This is a genomic window from Asticcacaulis aquihabitans, assembly GCF_032490435.1.
GTDB lineage: Bacteria > Pseudomonadota > Alphaproteobacteria > Caulobacterales > Caulobacteraceae > Asticcacaulis.
This window is the reverse complement of record NZ_JAVGWM010000005.1, coordinates 268,643-283,704: the sequence shown is the minus strand read 5'-3', so window position 1 is coordinate 283,704 and position 15,062 is coordinate 268,643. Positions and strand designations below refer to the sequence as shown.

Genomic DNA, 15,062 nt, shown 5'->3' with positions numbered 1-15,062 from the left:
ACTCGTAAGGCTCCAGTTTGCCCAAGCGGGCTCAGGTTGAAATGTGACACCGTTTTGGCCAGCCAAAACAGCTAACTATAGGGGCAAGTCGAAGCGAGGACCGTCCCGGCTTCAGACTTTCAACATCGGACCGCGAAAAGCGGCAGTGGCCCGAAGGCCAAAACCTTTTCACGAGATGATTTCTGGAGCGGGTAGACGGGATCGAACCGACATCCTCAGCTTGGAAGGCTGCTGCACTACCATTGTGCTATACCCGCCCGAAAGGGCCGTGAACCGCCGCCCCGGGGAGGGGCGCCGTTTCTGCGTGTGTTTGACTGGAGAACCTGTCTAGCTGACTTGAGTGATGGTGGGGGAAGCAGGACTCGAACCTGCGAAGCTTACGCAGGGGATTTACAGTCCCCCCCCTTTGCCGCTCGGGACATTCCCCCAAACACTCACAAAGTCTAGCCGGACGCCTTAAACCCGAGCTTCCGAAAAAGCTCAAGCCCTAAAGTGAAAAAAAACTTTTTGATTCACAGGCTTTGGTCGTAAAGACCGTCCGGAGTTATCAAAAAGCCTTTCCCAAGGCCTCAAATCGGAGCGCGTCTTATAGTGTCCTCTTTTCGTGAACGCAACGACCGTAAATCGCATTCAGCGAAAAACAGGTCACAAAATTTTGTGGACAGGAGCAAACCTGCGGGACCAAAGCCGCCACGTGAAGAAGAACGACGCATAAAACCTCAACAAAATCATAAATCTAAAGCAAATTATGATGGCTGGTTGTGGGGCGTGCACGCCGTCGAAGCCGCCTTGAAAAATTCTGCGCGGACCAGCCAAATTCGCCTGTTTTTGAGCGAAGAGCGCGCGAAATCGGCCCCGCCAGCCCTTTTCAAGCGGACGGAAATCAAGATCAGCGTTCTGCCGCCGGTCGAAATATCGCGTCTTTTGCCCCCGGATGCCGTGCATCAGGGCATGGCGATGCATGCCCCTGTGCTGGAGGGCGAATCGCTTGACGACCTCATGGAACGGGGCGACGGCGTTATCCTGATGCTGGATCAGGTCACTGATCCACAGAATATTGGCGCCATCTTCCGCTCCGCCGCTGCTTTCGGCGCCCGGGGTCTGATTCTCCAGGATCGACACTCTCCCCCCTTGCAAGGCGTCCTGGCCAAGACAGCCGTCGGCGCGGTGGATGTGGTTCCGTTCGCGCGCGTGACCAACCTGTCGCGCGCGCTCGAAACGCTGACCGAAAACGGCTATGTCAGCATCGGATTGGCGGGAGAAGGTGAGTTCAACCTTCACGAACTACTCGCCCAGCAGGGCTGGGGCGACACTCTGAAAAAACTCGTTTTGGTGCTGGGCGCCGAAGGCGAAGGCATCCGCCGCCTGGTGGCTGAACATTGCGACCATCTGGCGCGCATTCCCATGCCGGGCGGCTTCGAGAGCCTCAATGTCAGTCACGCCGCCTCCATATCCTTATATGAGGCGTGTGCGCGGGTATAAGGCGTTGACACCACGGGTCCATGCCTTATCTAGAAGAACCAGCATGAAATCCCAAGGTGTGCAGTGGCGATCGAGACCTCATTCATGACTATCGACCCCACCCTGCTGTCGCAGGGCCTCGCCCTCGTGCAGGTCATCTTCATCGACGTCGTGATGGCCGGCGACAATGCGGTTGCCGTGGGCATCGCTGCGGCCGGCCTCGCGCCGGACAAACGGCGGCTGGCCATCGTGTACGGGCTGATCGGCGCAGTCGTCCTGCGCATCGGTTTCGTACTGCTCACCGTAGAACTGCTGAACATCGTCGGCCTGCTGCTGGCCGGTGGTGTATTGCTGCTATGGGTGTGCTGGAAGATGTGGCGCGAACTGATCGAACACCACGAAACCCAGGCCGCCGAGGCGGCTGTCGTCAACGCGGCGAAAGCCAATATCGGACTCGACGACCCGGACATGGCAGCCAAGGTGGCAGCCGCCGAGGCCGAAGCCAGAGCAAAGGCCCAATCAGGCAAGACCAAGACCTTGTTGTCGGCGACGCTGCAAATCCTGGCGGCGGACATTTCCATGTCCTTGGACAACGTGCTGGCCGTGGCCGGCGCTGCCCAGCATCACGTGCCTATTCTGGTCTTCGGGCTTCTGCTGTCGATTGCTGCCATGGGCGTCGCCGCCAACTTCATCGCCAACATTCTGCACAAATATCGCTGGATTGCCTATGCGGGCGTCGCCGTCGTTCTGTTCGTGGCGCTCAAGATGATCTGGGAGGGCGGCCACCAGATTTGGGAATTCGGCCACTGCGACACCACGCTGAAATGCATACCCGTCATGGCGCGCGACATGGGAACCTGGTGGCAACAGTTCTTCGCCGGCCTCACCAAGGCTTAATAGGCTTCGCGCATCAAGCCCTTCGGGGATGGCCCAAACCGGTTCGGGCCCTGCGTGCCGTCAAGGAAGCCGCACTCGATCAAGATCCACAACCCGCCGATAAAGGGGATCAGGCCGATCAGCATCCACCATCCGGACTTGTCGTGATCGTGCCAACGCTTCACCAGAACCGCCAATTTCATCCACACGGCGACCAGGGCAAAAAGGCCGAACGCCGGATTGTGGGAAACGAAATAGAAGCCTGGACCATACCAAGCATAGTGGCTACCGTTCATCCAGCCGCCACCGTGGTCGACATGGAAATGCCCGAACTGCCAGAACAGACCGCCATAGGCGACCGACAGGGCTAACAGAAACAGCCATAGGTGCAAGCGGCGAACGCGGCCTTGAAAGCTAAACAGAAATTGGGCCAGTGACATCGGAAAAGCTCCGCACAATCGTTGATATTGCAACGATTATAGCGCTGACCGTCCTCTCGCCTACTGAATTCTTCGTAACTTTATGAAGCTTCGGTAAGGTTAGGCTTCGCTGCCACCGAAACGCGCGGCCCAATCCGCCACCATGTCATCGTCAATCTTCTTGAACAGGACCTCGCCCGACTGGACGCCCTGCCCGGCTTCAAGTTTGGACAGCTCGGCGCGCGCATCGGCCGACGGCCAGGCAAGCGGCAGGCTCACGCCGACGCAGTCCGCGATCGATTGCGCAGCGAAGGGGATGATCGGCTGGGCCAGAACCGCGTACAAGCGCACGAGATTCAGGCCATGTCGTACGATGACGCCGGCACGCTCCACATCCGTCTTGAAAGCGGTCCACGGCGCCGCTTCCTGAAGATATTCGTTTCCGAGCACCCAGATGCGACGAACCGCCTGTGCAGCCTTGCGCATTTCCATCGCCTCAAGCGCCTCAGTGGCTTCGGTCAACAAGGCCGAAACATCGGCATAGAGTTTGCCCTCGAGCGGCCCAGCTTCTCCACCCGACGGCACGACGCCGCCAAATTTCGACTCGGTGAACTTAAGGATACGATTGACGAAATTGCCCAGAACGTCGGCCAGATCCTTGTTGATCGTCGCCTGGAACTGTTCCCAGGTGAAAGACGAATCGGAGCTTTCAGGCGCATTGGCGATCAGATACCAGCGCCAGTAGTCGGCCGGCAGCAGGTCCAGGGCCTGATCCATGAACACACCGCGGTTCATCGATGTCGAAAATTTTCCGCCGTACCAGTTCAGCCAGTTGAAGGCCTTCAGGGTATCGACCATCTTCCACGGCTCACCGGACCCTAGGATGGTGGCCGGGAAGCTCACCGTATGGAAGGCGACATTGTCCTTGCCCATGAATTCGACATAGCGGACATCATCGGCGCCCTTGTCGAGGCGCCACCATTTTTGCCAACCGTCCGGATCGTTCTTCGCGTTATACATTTCGCGCGTCGAACCGATATATTCGATGGGCGCATCGAACCAGACATAGAAGACCTTATCTTCGAACCCAGGACGCGGCTTGCCATCCTTGGTAACGGGGATGCCCCATTTGAGATCGCGCGTGATGCCGCGATCGATCAGGCCTTCTTCCAGATGCTTGTTGGCGATCGAAAGCGCCAGTTGAGGCCATTCTGATTTGGTGCTGATCCAGTCGCGAAGCTGACCTTCGACCTTGGTCTGCAATAGATACAGGTGGCGCGTGTCGCGCACCTCAAGATTACGCGAGCCGGAGACGGCCGAATAAGGATTGATCAGGTCGGTCGGGTCAAGCAGACGCCCGCAGTTGTCGCACTGATCACCACGCGCCTTTTCATAACCACAATGCGGACAGGTGCCTTCGACATAGCGGTCTGGCAGGAAGCGGCCGTCATCGATGGAAAAGACCATCTTGTCGACCCGCTCCTCGATCAGCCCATTGCGATCGAGCGCTTCGCAGAACATCTGCGTCAGTTCACGGTTTTCCGGCGAAGACGACCTGCCGAACCAGTCATAGGACAGGCCGAACTTTTCCCCGGCATCCTTCTGGATCTGGTGTTGCTCATCGCAGTAGGTCCGCACGTCCTGACCGGCCTTGGCCGCGGCCAATTCGGCCGGCGTGCCATGTTCGTCGGTGGCGCAGATATAGAGCACCTCATGGCCCCGCGCCCTCTGGAACCGCGCAAAGACGTCGGCCGGCAACATCGACCCGGCCAGGTTGCCGAGGTGCTTAATGCCGTTGATATAGGGAAGCGCGGAGGTAATCAGGATGCGGGACATGGATATTTTCGCTCTCTAATGGTGAGAAGGCCGTGGTCTTAAACCAATTTGCCTCGCGAAATATAGGCATGATGTGCAAAAGGGCAAAAAAATACGCATTCCGTACGTTACAGATATGGACAAGCCGTCATAGCCTCGGCATAAGGCCCTTCCGCTATGTGCCGGCTTAGCTCAGATGGTAGAGCAGTTGTTTTGTAAACATCAGGTCACGGGTTCGATTCCTGTAGCCGGCACCAGCGCCTCTTCCGGTAACCGCCGGGGAGAAATTGAATTTCCCTTAAATTCTGACACTTGAGCGGAAGCTATTCCGCCAAAATCCGGCTACTGTCGCTGTCGGTCTGTCGCCGTGAACGCGGCGGCCTCGCGCAGGAATCAAAAAGGCCGAACCCCAAGGGTTCGGCCTTTAAAGTAAATCTGCGCTAGTGAAAGCCAGAGATTTAAGCGGCTTCGAGTTGCTCGGCCGACATCTTGCCCGACTTCGCGTCACGTAACAGTTCGTACGTAATTTGTTGACCTTCATTGAGGCCATTCATGCCAGCACGTTCGACAGCGCTGATATGAACGAATACATCCGGGCCGCCATTCGACGGCTCGATGAAACCAAAACCTTTTGTGGAATTAAACCACTTAACTGTACCTGCGCTCATAATGAACCCTTTTCAATGACAGTATTATACGTGCCCATACGAATGCATAGGCACCTCTCGAACAAATTTTGAATGGGGATTCGCTAGGTGCGCCTGCTAAGCGCAAAAGAAAAACAGCAGACAATCATGGGTCGAAGTCGTACTTTTACTTAATTTATTTTGGATGTCAAATGTTAAATAAATAATTGTAATGACCGTAAAGCAGAATAAATACGAAAATCAGGCCTAAACAATTAATAAATTAGATATTTTTTTGTAAACGGGCATCAACTGTCGATATCCCCTTTAATCTAGATAGGCTATGGCCGGTTGTCAGGACGCTGGCGCTTGTAAATATGACGGAGTGAAACAGAATGCGTTTGCCGGTTTTTATACGCGAAAATACCGATCGGATCATCGCGGATTGGGAAACGTTCGCTCGGACCATTTCAACTGACAATAGTCCTCTGACATCGCTGAGGTTACGCGATCATATCATGGCCATCCTCGCTTTTATCGCGGATGACATTGACTCTTTCCAATCCAAGACAGAGCAAGTCGAAAAATCGCGTGGTGAAAAACCGCACAGCCTCAACACGACCGCCGCTGAGGTCCACGCGTCGTCCCGCCACGACGACGGGTACGATATGGATCAAATGGTGTCTGAATATCGAGCCTTGCGCGCAAGCATCGTAAAACTGTGGCTGGCGCAAAAGACCGGCCCTTCCGATACCGATGTTACTGACCTCACACGCTTTCACGAGGCGATCGATCAAAGCCTGACCGAGTCTATTCGCGGCTACACGGTAAAGCTTGACGCGGCACGCAATCTTTTTTTGGGCATTCTAGGTCACGATATACGCAATCCGCTTGGCGCCATCTCTATGTCGGCGCAGGTCATGCTCCGATTGGGCCCTTCAGGCGAACGCGAGAAGATGATGCTAAACCAGATCCGCGATAGCACCGAGCGTGCAAATGAAATCGTCACCAACCTGCTCGATCTAATGCGGTCGCGATTGGGAACAGGGCTCCCCATCTCTCGGACATCAATTGACGTTGGCTCTATGGGCAAGAAGATTGTTGACGAGATGAGATCTATGCATCCGCACCGACAGTTCGACATTAAGCTCCAGGGTGATCTGGCCGGAGATTGGGACCAGCCAAGACTCGAGCAGGTCCTGTCAAACCTGCTGAGTAATGCCGTTCAGTACGGCTTCACAGGGACGCCGATAACTGTAGGGATTGCGGGACTATCTGACCGGATAGAAATGTCTGTCCACAATTCAGGCGCGCCGATACCCAAAGAGGCCGCCAGCCGGATTTTTGATGCCCTGACCCGCGTGCAGGTAGGTGAAACAGGCGAACACAACGCCGATACCCAAAATCTAGGTCTTGGCCTTTACATTACGAAGCAGATTATTGTCGCTCATGGCGGAACAATATCCGTAACATCTGATGAGACTGGAACGGTCTTTACAACAATTTTGCCGCGTCATGCACCGGTTATTCCAACCTGAAGGCCGCCCGTTTAAAATTAGAACTGCATCCTTATTAATTGTCAGATAACCCATGATCTATGTTGATCAGTCCTGATGGCGGTTCCGGTCCAGCACACGCTACCGATTGAAATAGCCAATTTAGGATTTAGGATGCCCACATCGCCGAATGTAGTCAGTTCTCCAAAGAGGAAAATCCTCGTTGTCGATGACAATCGCCCAGCGGCTATGAGCTTGACCTGGGCTATGGAAACCCAGGGATATGACGTTATGACCTGTTTCGATGGGCCGTCTGCCGTGTCAATGGCTGACGACTTTCTTCCGCAAGTCATCCTCCTGGATATCGGCATGCCCGTAATGGATGGGCTTGAGGTGTGCCGCCGCATTCGCGCCGACCCCCTACTTCATGGTACGGCTGTTTATGCCCAGACAGGCTGGGGGGACGCAGAAATGCGAAAACAAACTCGCGAAGCCGGTTTCGATCAGCATATTACCAAGCCGATAAATCTCGATGCGCTCTTGTTACTGATCGAGTCGGTTGAACGAATACCGCACTGACAATTGGAATTTTCAGGACTGTGATTTCCGGTGCTGATCGCCCAGTTTCAGATATAGGCCGGCGGCGTTCAACATACGCATGTGGATACTTCGGGGCAAATGAGCCGCCGTAGAGCATGTTCCGCTCATGTTGGATCGTAGCCGCGTTGCCTTTATAGGCCCGTTACCGAGGCGACGAAATGATACCTTCATGGCCGTTGATTGGCCGACACAGTCTTTGTAACAGTTTGCCCCATACATCACTTTCGACCTAGGCAAGCTGTCTCCGGAACCTCTTTCGCACGACGCCACAGATAGCCTTTCGTCATCGCACCCTCCGGTTTGAAGCTGATATCTAGAATCTGGCCGTTCCGATCAATATGCAGGCTGATCGGTTGTTCGGGGTGGGCCTGCGCCGGATCGAGGATCACTGGCGTCAGCACCTTGTCACCGTCACGCACGCCGGCCATCGCCGCCGGTGACGCCGGATCGAGCGCGCTGATGACACGTGGATTTTGCGTCAGGCTTTTCTGCGCGAAACCCAGTTCAAAAACCGGCATCTGTTCTTCATAGCGCTCAAAACACGGTCCGAAAGCATCAGATGCGGGCACCTGCAAGGCGCCATCGAGCATGGCCTGATAATCCTTGAGCGCCTGCGGGCCCAGTTCAGCGGATACCAGATCGAGCCAATCGTGCAAGCTGACCGACTGACCAGTGAGTTTGCGTTTCAGATAGGCGCGTACAAGGTCATCGATCGAGCGCCTGCCCCCGGATCGGGTCATTATCTCGCCATTGAGCACCGCCAGGTAAAGCGCTCCACGGTCATAGGGCTGAACGCGACCGCGCGCATCGGTCCAGAAATTAGCGATGGCGTCTTTCATGGCTACGCTGCTGCTCAGGTTCGAGTAATAGCGGCGCGTTGTATCGTTGAGATCTTCGAGGAACTCATCGGGCGTGATCAGGCCGGTGGCAAATGGCGCCTGACGCTGATAATAGACCGCCACGCCCTCGCCGAACCAGGCTGTGTCGTCGCTGCGCAGACCGTCATCGCTGTTCATCAGGCCATTCAGATAGACGTGGACACTCTCGTGCGCGATCAGGCTGCGCACTTCCCACATGGGTGTGTTCGGCGACATCGTGGCGATCAGCCCCTCCGGTCCTGCCGTGCCGCTCATATTGTTGTAGTTATTCGAGCGAAGCAAAAGGGTGAAAGGTGGCTCAGATGGAAAGCCAAAAAAGCCGGACATGCGCTCATAGGCCTTTTGCGACCATTCCAGCAGCGGCTTTTGCGGGATGTTATTGATGGCGACCGAGGCCGAACGGAACGCACCCGCCTGAGACAGATCATCCGGGTGGGTGACCATCTGGCCGGCCATGACATAGGTTTGACGCAGGCGATATAAGGGCGCCGTTTCCTTAGCAGGATCGCGATCGTAGGAATCGATCGCGCGCGCACCGGCCGGCAATTGACTTAGGTCCCACGTCAGGCTGACAATATAGGGTTTTTCAGCATCTGGCAGCAGGAGGAAGGTGGCGCCGTTACCGCTGATACTTAAGCCTTCGCTGCGCAGTTCCCAGTTTGGTCCTGAAGCCTTTTCCTGCGACACGGCCACGTCATAGCTCAGGACGAGATCACCACTGACCGGTCGCGCCGGTATGTAGACGGTCGATGGGCCAAGTTGCCCCTCGCCTTCATGAGGCGTCAGGGTAAGCGCGCCTTGATCGTCATGCGCCATAACATGCGTGATACGCTCATCGATACGTAACAGGGTCGCTATACTATGGGGAATGGACAGCTGAGCCGGCGTTCCGGCATTGGCGCTGAAATGTTCCTCGACCTTCAGGCCAGTGATTGCATCTCCCACTACTTGCGGGGTCATGCGGATATCGAGGCGCAGGGGATCTGCGCAGACGGCTTTGGCAGAAAATGCCCCCGCCGCCATGAAGATCATAAGGGCGAGCATGAAGGGGCGCATGATGCGATCTCCGAATCTGTAACACGCCCCGCCGGCGGCGCAGTGTGGTGTCCTACGCCGCCGTCAGAGGCTTAAACCCTTTGTGCATCAGATCCTCTGGCGAACAGCAGGTTCTCACGGGGTTAAAGAGGGGAAGCCTAGAACTTCTTCTCCAGGCTCAGGCCGATGGTACGCGGCGTCAGCACGCCAGCGGAATAGACCCCGCTCCGCGTCACGGTGTCTCGCGGTGAACCTGACAGGTATGCCAGTTTATCGGTCAGGTTTTTGCCATAGATATTAAGCGTCAGGCCCTTGCCGAGATCTATATCGAAGTTCATGCCGAGCGTCGCGTAGGATGGCATTTCGTAGCGTTCGGTGGTTGACTTTCTGACAAACAAACTTTGACGAGTATCGATATAGGCGATCGTCGCGCTCAGGTGCGCCGGCTTGTCGAACAAGGTGAAGCCTTTATCGGCCGAGATGGAACCTGCATTCTTGGCGACGAACGGCAACTGATCGCCCTTCAGGCCATAGAGGCTCGATACAATGACGTCTTCATCGAGCGCTGCATCGGTATAGGCATAGTTACCGGAGACAGTCAGGTCAGGCAGCGGTGAATAGGCCACGGCCAATTCGAGACCGCGGCTGTGCGCCTTTCCGCCGTTGCCGGTGTAGGAAAAAGCGGTCACGGGATCGAGTTGCTCAAGCTGGATGTCTTGCCAGGCGATATTGAACAGCGAGGCATCAACCGACAGCTTGTGGTCGAACATCATGCCCTTGAACCCGATTTCGCTGTTGAGCGTATAATCGGGGGCGTAGGCCTTCGGAATCAAGGGATTGCCCGGCACCGAGTTCGGGCCACCCGGACGATAACCACTGGCGACCCGGGCATAAACCATCAAATTTTTGCTGATGTGATAGCTTGGCGTGACGCTGAAAGTGGTCGCCTGATCATGTGAGCTCATGGTTGAGTCCGAAACCCCGCCATTGAGGACGCCGCTATCCAGTTCGTAAATGTTCTGGCTGCTTTGGGCGTAGCGCGCGCCTACCTGCACGTCGAATTCTTCGGTGAAGTGGTAGGTCAGACCGCCGAAAACGGCGGTTTCGATATAGCGTGTCGGCAGATAGATATTGTAGGCGCTGGGCTCGCCAAAAATATCATTGGTAATATCCGCGCCTGTGGCAGTGTCAGCAACATAGACATTTTGTTTATTGAGATTATTTTCCAGGCCGTAATAGGCGCCAATCAACCAATCTAGCTTGGTACCGCCCGGCGACGTCAGGCGCACTTCCTGCGTAAATTTCTTGGTCTGACCGTAATTATCGATACCCCAGGACGGCAGCGGGATATAGTGGCTGAATACCTTGGAAACATCTTGCGGTCCGTCGAAGCTGGTGTCGGAATAGCCTGTTATTACCGCCAGATTGGCCCAGTGCAGGTCGGCATTGAGCACACCGGTATAGAGCTGTATCTGCTTGTCGCTGGTTCCGGTGCCGATTAGGCGTGAATGCTCATACTTGCCATAAACTATGCTGTGATCGATCAGGATATCCATGTCGCTCGTGCCGTCATAGCGGGTGCGATCATAGGTGCCGCTCAGCGTGTAGTTGATATCCGGCGTAATATTCCACACCAGGGCGGCATGCATACCGTGACTGTCAGCCGAGTTGGTGTCTTTGCGGCCGTCGATATCATCGATGAAGCCTGGATCGGTGCGCATGAAGCCGCTCACGCGCAAGGCCAGTTTATCCTCAACCAGTGGGAAATTAGCGCCGCCACGGATGCCGTAGCCCTGGCCGCCGTGCGCCACAGTTGAGCCGGAGATAGCAATGTCGCTGCTGTAGCTGTGCGTATTGGGCGACAGGGTGACGTATTTTATCAGCCCCCCCATGCTGCTGGCGCCATAAAGTGCACCTTGCGGTCCACGCAGCACTTCGATCGCCTTCAGGTCAGAAGGGTTGATTTCGGGGAAGATATCCGAACCAATACCGGCGCCGGTGCTCGAACCAATCGGCACGTCATCGACCGTGAAGCCGACGGTCGGGTTGGAGCCTGCGGTTGTGATGCCACGAATAGCCACTGTGCCACGTCCGTTGCCAACTGTAACGACGCTGAGGCCCGGGATCTTGGTGTAGATTTCACTGAGCTTGACATCATCGTTCTTCAGCAGGTTTGACGAGGTGATCGAGGTTACCGGCACCGGGACGTCGAGAAGGCGTTCGCTGCGCTTACGGGCGGTGACGACCACTTCAATACCGCTGTTATTGGCCGGTGCCGCAGTTGGCGCGACGTCCTGTGCAGAAGCAACACCGGAGGTCATGGCAGCGGTGCAGGACATGGCCAGAGCCATAAGCGAAATTGCATTCTTATTCAGTTTCATCTCGTAATCCCCTTTACTCGTTACGAACCCGCGTGCTCGCCGGTCCGTTGGTGCCAAAAGCTATCTTATTGAACGCGGCTCGGCCGGGGCCGAAGGCGTTATGTCACTTTTTTGACGATTTTAATAAGGTAGCTGGAATGGCGGGAATGTCTTTGCGAAGACGCAAGTGAAATCTGGCAGCGCAACATGATTTATTCGGCTTAACCGGCCTGGAGGCATATTTATGCTGCGGTTTGCCGGCAGCAAAGAAAGGCCCTGCCGTATGCGCTTAATTTCGTATTGAGCGGCGGAAATAAGACACAAAAACCTACCAGTTAGCGCACCTGTCATCAGGCACGTTCTTGACCCGCACCCATTGATAGCCGATCACGGCCTCGTCTCCGCTTTTCATGGACGTGGCCTGACGCCTGAAGCAGGGCCCCCAGGATGCGGACGCAGGATCGATAACCTTGGTGCCGTCGATATTGATGGCGCGGAAGTCCATCACGGCCTGCGGTCCAAGCTCTTTCAACAGCATGGCCTCCCAATAGGGCTGGTCGATTTTTGCGCCGTTATGGCGCGCCACGAACATAGGGGCCAGGAAGCTGTCGAGCGTATGCTTGCCGTGTGATTTTTTACGGATCTGCGCGTCAAGATCAGCGAAATAGAGTTGGCCGCGCATATAGGGCGTATGCCGGATCTTTTCATCGCCAAAGCCGGTTTCGACTATCTTTGCCGCCGACCAATGCAGGGCCGGACTGGTGTAGTAGTCGCGCGCCTGCGCGTTCAGCAGCTTGCCATAATCCTCGACGCTGACCAGTCCACCACGCAGGGGCAGAAGGGTGGTGTAGTAGACGTTCAGCCCCTCGATAAACCAGGCGCTTGCAACACCGCCATCGAAGTCACCCGCCCACTGGTGTCCCATCTCGTGGAAAATCGTGATGCGCGTGTCATGAATATCGCGCGCCTTGCCGCTGGCCATGGACAGCATGAAGGAGTTGCCAAGCGCCGTGCCACCGCCATAGGGCGGCGTATCGAGCACACGCAGGAAGACACGATAATCCGGCGCCGGGTCGAGATACTTGTAAGACCTGCTCAGCACATCATAACCTTTGGCGGCCCATGCCATTTCGGCCTCGGCGTCAAAGGTGGGTTTGCCCAGCCAGTAAGCATGAAAATGGCGGTTGTCCTTTGAGGCGAGATGGTGCAATGGCCCCGCCATTATCCAGCCCTCTGTAACCGCATCCGGGTCCCCATTCACCTCGAACGCACCTTCACCAAAGGTGGTGACGCCCATCGAGCCTGGGGGCAATGCACTCAGATCCCATGCCACGCGGGTCACGGTCGTGCCGGCATTTTCCGGCAGGAGCAGGAAACCGCCGCCAGACCCGCTGATTCCGCCCTCCGCCGGTCGGATACCGAAGGCTGGCCCGCTCGGGCTGCCCGGTGGTTGGACGCCTGCTGTATAGCTGACCGTCACCGGATAGGTGACGGCTCTCGCCGCCCGCCAGTGCCTATAGTAAGGCATCCCGCCGGGGACGGGCTTATCCTCATCGACGGTCAGCGCAACGACGCCTTGCGCGTCACTGACCTGCAAATTCTGAATGCGGTCAGCCACGCCGGTGACGGCGGCGTAGACAACGGGCGCGCTGAAGCTCAGAGGCTTGCCATCTGCCACCGCCACGCCATTGACTACCTGCTTCACAGCGATGGCAAAGACCTCGCCCTCGACGTCGCTGACCGGTTTCCACGTCATATCAAGTGTCGGTTCAGCCTTGACAGAACCCGTTATAACAGTGGCAACGCTTGCGGCGGCAAAGCCTGCTCGCAAAAGGCGCTTGTGTCCGGACATACCGCTGCTCCTCATCATAAACCGTGAGGACAATCTACACCAATGCAGAGAGAAATCTTTGCCAGTTCAAACCGGAAAGGCCGAATATCAGCATGATTTATGCGCGATCGTCGGCAGGGCCGCGCCCGGAGAGACGCGGCCCTGCCCGCACGCTTACACACGCGCCTACGGTTCGACGCGCAACGCGTATGTTAGCCGGTAGGTCGCGGTTTTTCCTTGCGAAGACACGACACGGCGAAGGTCAGCCCGCATAATCTATGCTCTGCCGAGCACGCTCAGCGCCCGCGCGATGTCGGCATCATCGTTGAAGACCGACACCGAGAAGCGGAAACGATTCGCGGACAGGCTTATACTGACCTTACCTGCCGTCAGACGGGCATCGAGCGCTCGTGCGTTCTGGTAGACGCAGGCCACCATCGGCGTGGGACAGTCAAGCGGCGTCATCAGCGTGTAGCCGAGCTTTGGCAATTCGGCCTTAAGACGATCCGTCAGGGGCTTGGCGTGCGCCTGGATGCGATCAGGCCCATTGGTCAGCAGATAACCGAGGGAATAATCGAGCTGGGCCAGCAAGGATTCAGAACTGGTACCGACAGCGAATAGACCTTTGGCACTGTCCTCAAAGGTATAATCGGCAGGCATGTCGCCCGGCGTGTCGAAAGGATACAAGTGGCTTTTGAAGGCGCCCAGGGCGTAGTAGCCGACGAGCGGGCGCCTGATCAGGTGCTGGACATCCTTACGGGCATAGACGAAGCCCAGGCCGAAGTCTCCCATCAGCCATTTGTAACTGGCGCAGGCAGCAAAATCGACACCGGTGGCCTTGACATCAACCGGGATGCAGCCTGCTGCATGAACGATATCGGCATAGACCAGCGCGCCTTGCGCATGTGCCAACTCGCATACCGCCTTGAGATCATGTTGGAAACCATTGATGGTCGAGACCAGTGACAACGCAACGAATTTGGTGCCCGGCGTGATGGCCTTCTTCATGTCGTCGAGATCGATGCGGCCGTCCCGGTCTCTGACCCAGACGACATCGCAGCCCTGCTTTTGCAGCTCTTCATAGAGGGGAATTGAGCCGAAGAAATGGAGACTATCGGTGACGATGCGCGCCTGGCTTTCGGCCAGCCCAAGCCCGGACACGATCATGTTCTCGCCCATAGTGGTCGACTGCACAAAGGCAACCTCCCCCTTGTCAGCATTGATCAGTCTGGCGAATTTGTCCAGCACGCGCGCTTCATCGACCTGGAGATCGGCGTAGGCCGGATCAAGAGAGCGATGAGAATTATAGGCATCGAGCGCTGCACGTGCCCCCCGGCTGAACGGATGGTAGGTGCCGGCATTAAGATAGGTGACGTCCATGTGGCCAAACCCGGCCTTATCGGGGAAGACAGTGGGCATGGATGGACCTGCATACGGATCTGAGGGGGCAGCGGACGCGTGCGCCGTTACAGTGGAAGCCGCGGCGCCCACAGATACGGCACCAGCCGATTTCAACCAATGGCGACGGGTAACGGTCATGGCGTGGACACTCCTTATTTCAGCTATCCAGCATATCTGCTGGCGCAGAATAATCTTGCCTCAACTAGCCCGGTTCACACGTTTCGCGCAATTCTGATGCATAAAGACGGGCATATCCAACATGAT

Annotated in this window: 11 protein-coding genes and 3 tRNA genes; 5 read left to right on the top strand and 9 right to left on the bottom strand. The window is 56.4% G+C overall.

The genetic code is table 11. The features are described 5' to 3' along the window. Positions 1-183: 183 nt before the first annotated feature. A tRNA-Gly gene (locus RCJ00_RS19030) sits at positions 184-257 on the bottom strand. A gap of 87 nt (positions 258-344) precedes the next feature. Then, positions 345-428, bottom strand: a tRNA-Tyr gene (locus tag RCJ00_RS19025). Positions 429-591: 163 nt separating this feature from the next. Here RCJ00_RS19025 and rlmB point away from each other — a divergent pair. Both rlmB and RCJ00_RS19015 read left to right on the top strand, forming a co-directional pair. Beyond that, positions 592-1,482 (top strand): 23S rRNA (guanosine(2251)-2'-O)-methyltransferase RlmB, encoded by an 891-nt coding sequence (gene rlmB / locus RCJ00_RS19020; RefSeq protein WP_411267565.1) that lies wholly within the window; start codon positions 592-594, stop codon positions 1,480-1,482. An 84-nt stretch (positions 1,483-1,566) separates the two neighbouring features. Continuing rightward, the gene (locus RCJ00_RS19015) at positions 1,567-2,358 is read left to right on the top strand and encodes a YjbE family putative metal transport protein (RefSeq protein WP_316223912.1); all 792 of its coding nucleotides are present in this window, start codon (positions 1,567-1,569) and stop codon (positions 2,356-2,358) included. On the opposite strand, the gene RCJ00_RS19010 is transcribed toward RCJ00_RS19015, so the two are convergent. After that, positions 2,355-2,777 (bottom strand): DUF805 domain-containing protein, encoded by a 423-nt coding sequence (locus RCJ00_RS19010; RefSeq protein ID WP_316223911.1) that lies wholly within the window; start codon positions 2,775-2,777, stop codon positions 2,355-2,357. The genes RCJ00_RS19015 and RCJ00_RS19010 overlap by 4 nt on opposite strands. A 99-nt stretch (positions 2,778-2,876) precedes the next feature. Then, positions 2,877-4,592: a methionine--tRNA ligase gene (gene metG / locus RCJ00_RS19005; RefSeq protein ID WP_316223910.1), complete on the bottom strand. Its 1,716-nt coding sequence runs from the start codon at positions 4,590-4,592 to the stop codon at positions 2,877-2,879. A 160-nt stretch (positions 4,593-4,752) separates the two neighbouring features. On the opposite strand from metG, the gene RCJ00_RS19000 reads away from it, so the two are divergent. Then, a tRNA-Thr gene (locus RCJ00_RS19000) sits at positions 4,753-4,828 on the top strand. Positions 4,829-5,029: 201 nt separating this feature from the next. Here RCJ00_RS19000 and RCJ00_RS18995 read toward each other — a convergent pair. After that, positions 5,030-5,239 carry a cold-shock protein gene (locus RCJ00_RS18995; protein ID WP_316223909.1) on the bottom strand — a complete coding sequence of 70 codons (210 nt, stop codon included), beginning with the start codon at positions 5,237-5,239 and terminating at the stop codon, positions 5,030-5,032. A 353-nt stretch (positions 5,240-5,592) separates the two neighbouring features. On the opposite strand from RCJ00_RS18995, the gene RCJ00_RS18990 reads away from it, so the two are divergent. Next, positions 5,593-6,735 (top strand): sensor histidine kinase, encoded by a 1,143-nt coding sequence (locus RCJ00_RS18990; RefSeq protein WP_316223908.1) that lies wholly within the window; start codon positions 5,593-5,595, stop codon positions 6,733-6,735. Positions 6,736-6,867: 132 nt separating this feature from the next. Next, positions 6,868-7,272: a response regulator gene (locus RCJ00_RS18985; protein WP_316223907.1), complete on the top strand. Its 405-nt coding sequence runs from the start codon at positions 6,868-6,870 to the stop codon at positions 7,270-7,272. Between the two features lie 239 nt (positions 7,273-7,511). On the opposite strand, the gene RCJ00_RS18980 is transcribed toward RCJ00_RS18985, so the two are convergent. The 4 genes from RCJ00_RS18980 to RCJ00_RS18965 all read right to left on the bottom strand — a co-directional run bounded on the left by RCJ00_RS18980 (position 7,512) and on the right by RCJ00_RS18965 (position 14,936). Next, positions 7,512-9,227 carry a M61 family metallopeptidase gene (locus RCJ00_RS18980; RefSeq protein WP_316223906.1) on the bottom strand — a complete coding sequence of 572 codons (1,716 nt, stop codon included), beginning with the start codon at positions 9,225-9,227 and terminating at the stop codon, positions 7,512-7,514. A 137-nt stretch (positions 9,228-9,364) separates the two neighbouring features. Then, positions 9,365-11,587 (bottom strand): TonB-dependent receptor, encoded by a 2,223-nt coding sequence (locus RCJ00_RS18975; RefSeq protein WP_316223905.1) that lies wholly within the window; start codon positions 11,585-11,587, stop codon positions 9,365-9,367. Positions 11,588-11,894: 307 nt separating this feature from the next. After that, on the bottom strand, positions 11,895-13,418 hold the full coding sequence (locus RCJ00_RS18970; protein ID WP_316223904.1) for a M61 family metallopeptidase: 1,524 nt from the start codon (positions 13,416-13,418) through the stop codon (positions 11,895-11,897). Between the two features lie 255 nt (positions 13,419-13,673). Then, entirely contained in the window at positions 13,674-14,936 is a 1,263-nt protein-coding gene (locus tag RCJ00_RS18965; protein WP_316223903.1) for an aminotransferase class V-fold PLP-dependent enzyme, read from the bottom strand. Positions 14,937-15,062: the final 126 nt, after the last annotated feature.

What these genes read in the sequence shown, in the direction of transcription:
- RCJ00_RS18985 (WP_316223907.1), top strand. Translation starts at nt 6,868, where the DNA reads ATGCCCACATCGCCGAATGTAGTCAGTTCTCCAAAGAGGAAAATCCTC.
- RCJ00_RS19010 (WP_316223911.1), bottom strand. Translation starts at nt 2,777, where the DNA reads ATGTCACTGGCCCAATTTCTGTTTAGCTTTCAAGGCCGCGTTCGCCGC.
- metG (WP_316223910.1), bottom strand. Translation starts at nt 4,592, where the DNA reads ATGTCCCGCATCCTGATTACCTCCGCGCTTCCCTATATCAACGGCATT.
- RCJ00_RS19015 (WP_316223912.1), top strand. Translation starts at nt 1,567, where the DNA reads ATGACTATCGACCCCACCCTGCTGTCGCAGGGCCTCGCCCTCGTGCAG.
- RCJ00_RS18990 (WP_316223908.1), top strand. Translation starts at nt 5,593, where the DNA reads ATGCGTTTGCCGGTTTTTATACGCGAAAATACCGATCGGATCATCGCG.
- RCJ00_RS18965 (WP_316223903.1), bottom strand. Translation starts at nt 14,936, where the DNA reads ATGACCGTTACCCGTCGCCATTGGTTGAAATCGGCTGGTGCCGTATCT.
- RCJ00_RS18995 (WP_316223909.1), bottom strand. Translation starts at nt 5,239, where the DNA reads ATGAGCGCAGGTACAGTTAAGTGGTTTAATTCCACAAAAGGTTTTGGT.
- RCJ00_RS18970 (WP_316223904.1), bottom strand. Translation starts at nt 13,418, where the DNA reads ATGTCCGGACACAAGCGCCTTTTGCGAGCAGGCTTTGCCGCCGCAAGC.
- RCJ00_RS18975 (WP_316223905.1), bottom strand. Translation starts at nt 11,587, where the DNA reads ATGAAACTGAATAAGAATGCAATTTCGCTTATGGCTCTGGCCATGTCC.
- RCJ00_RS18980 (WP_316223906.1), bottom strand. Translation starts at nt 9,227, where the DNA reads ATGCGCCCCTTCATGCTCGCCCTTATGATCTTCATGGCGGCGGGGGCA.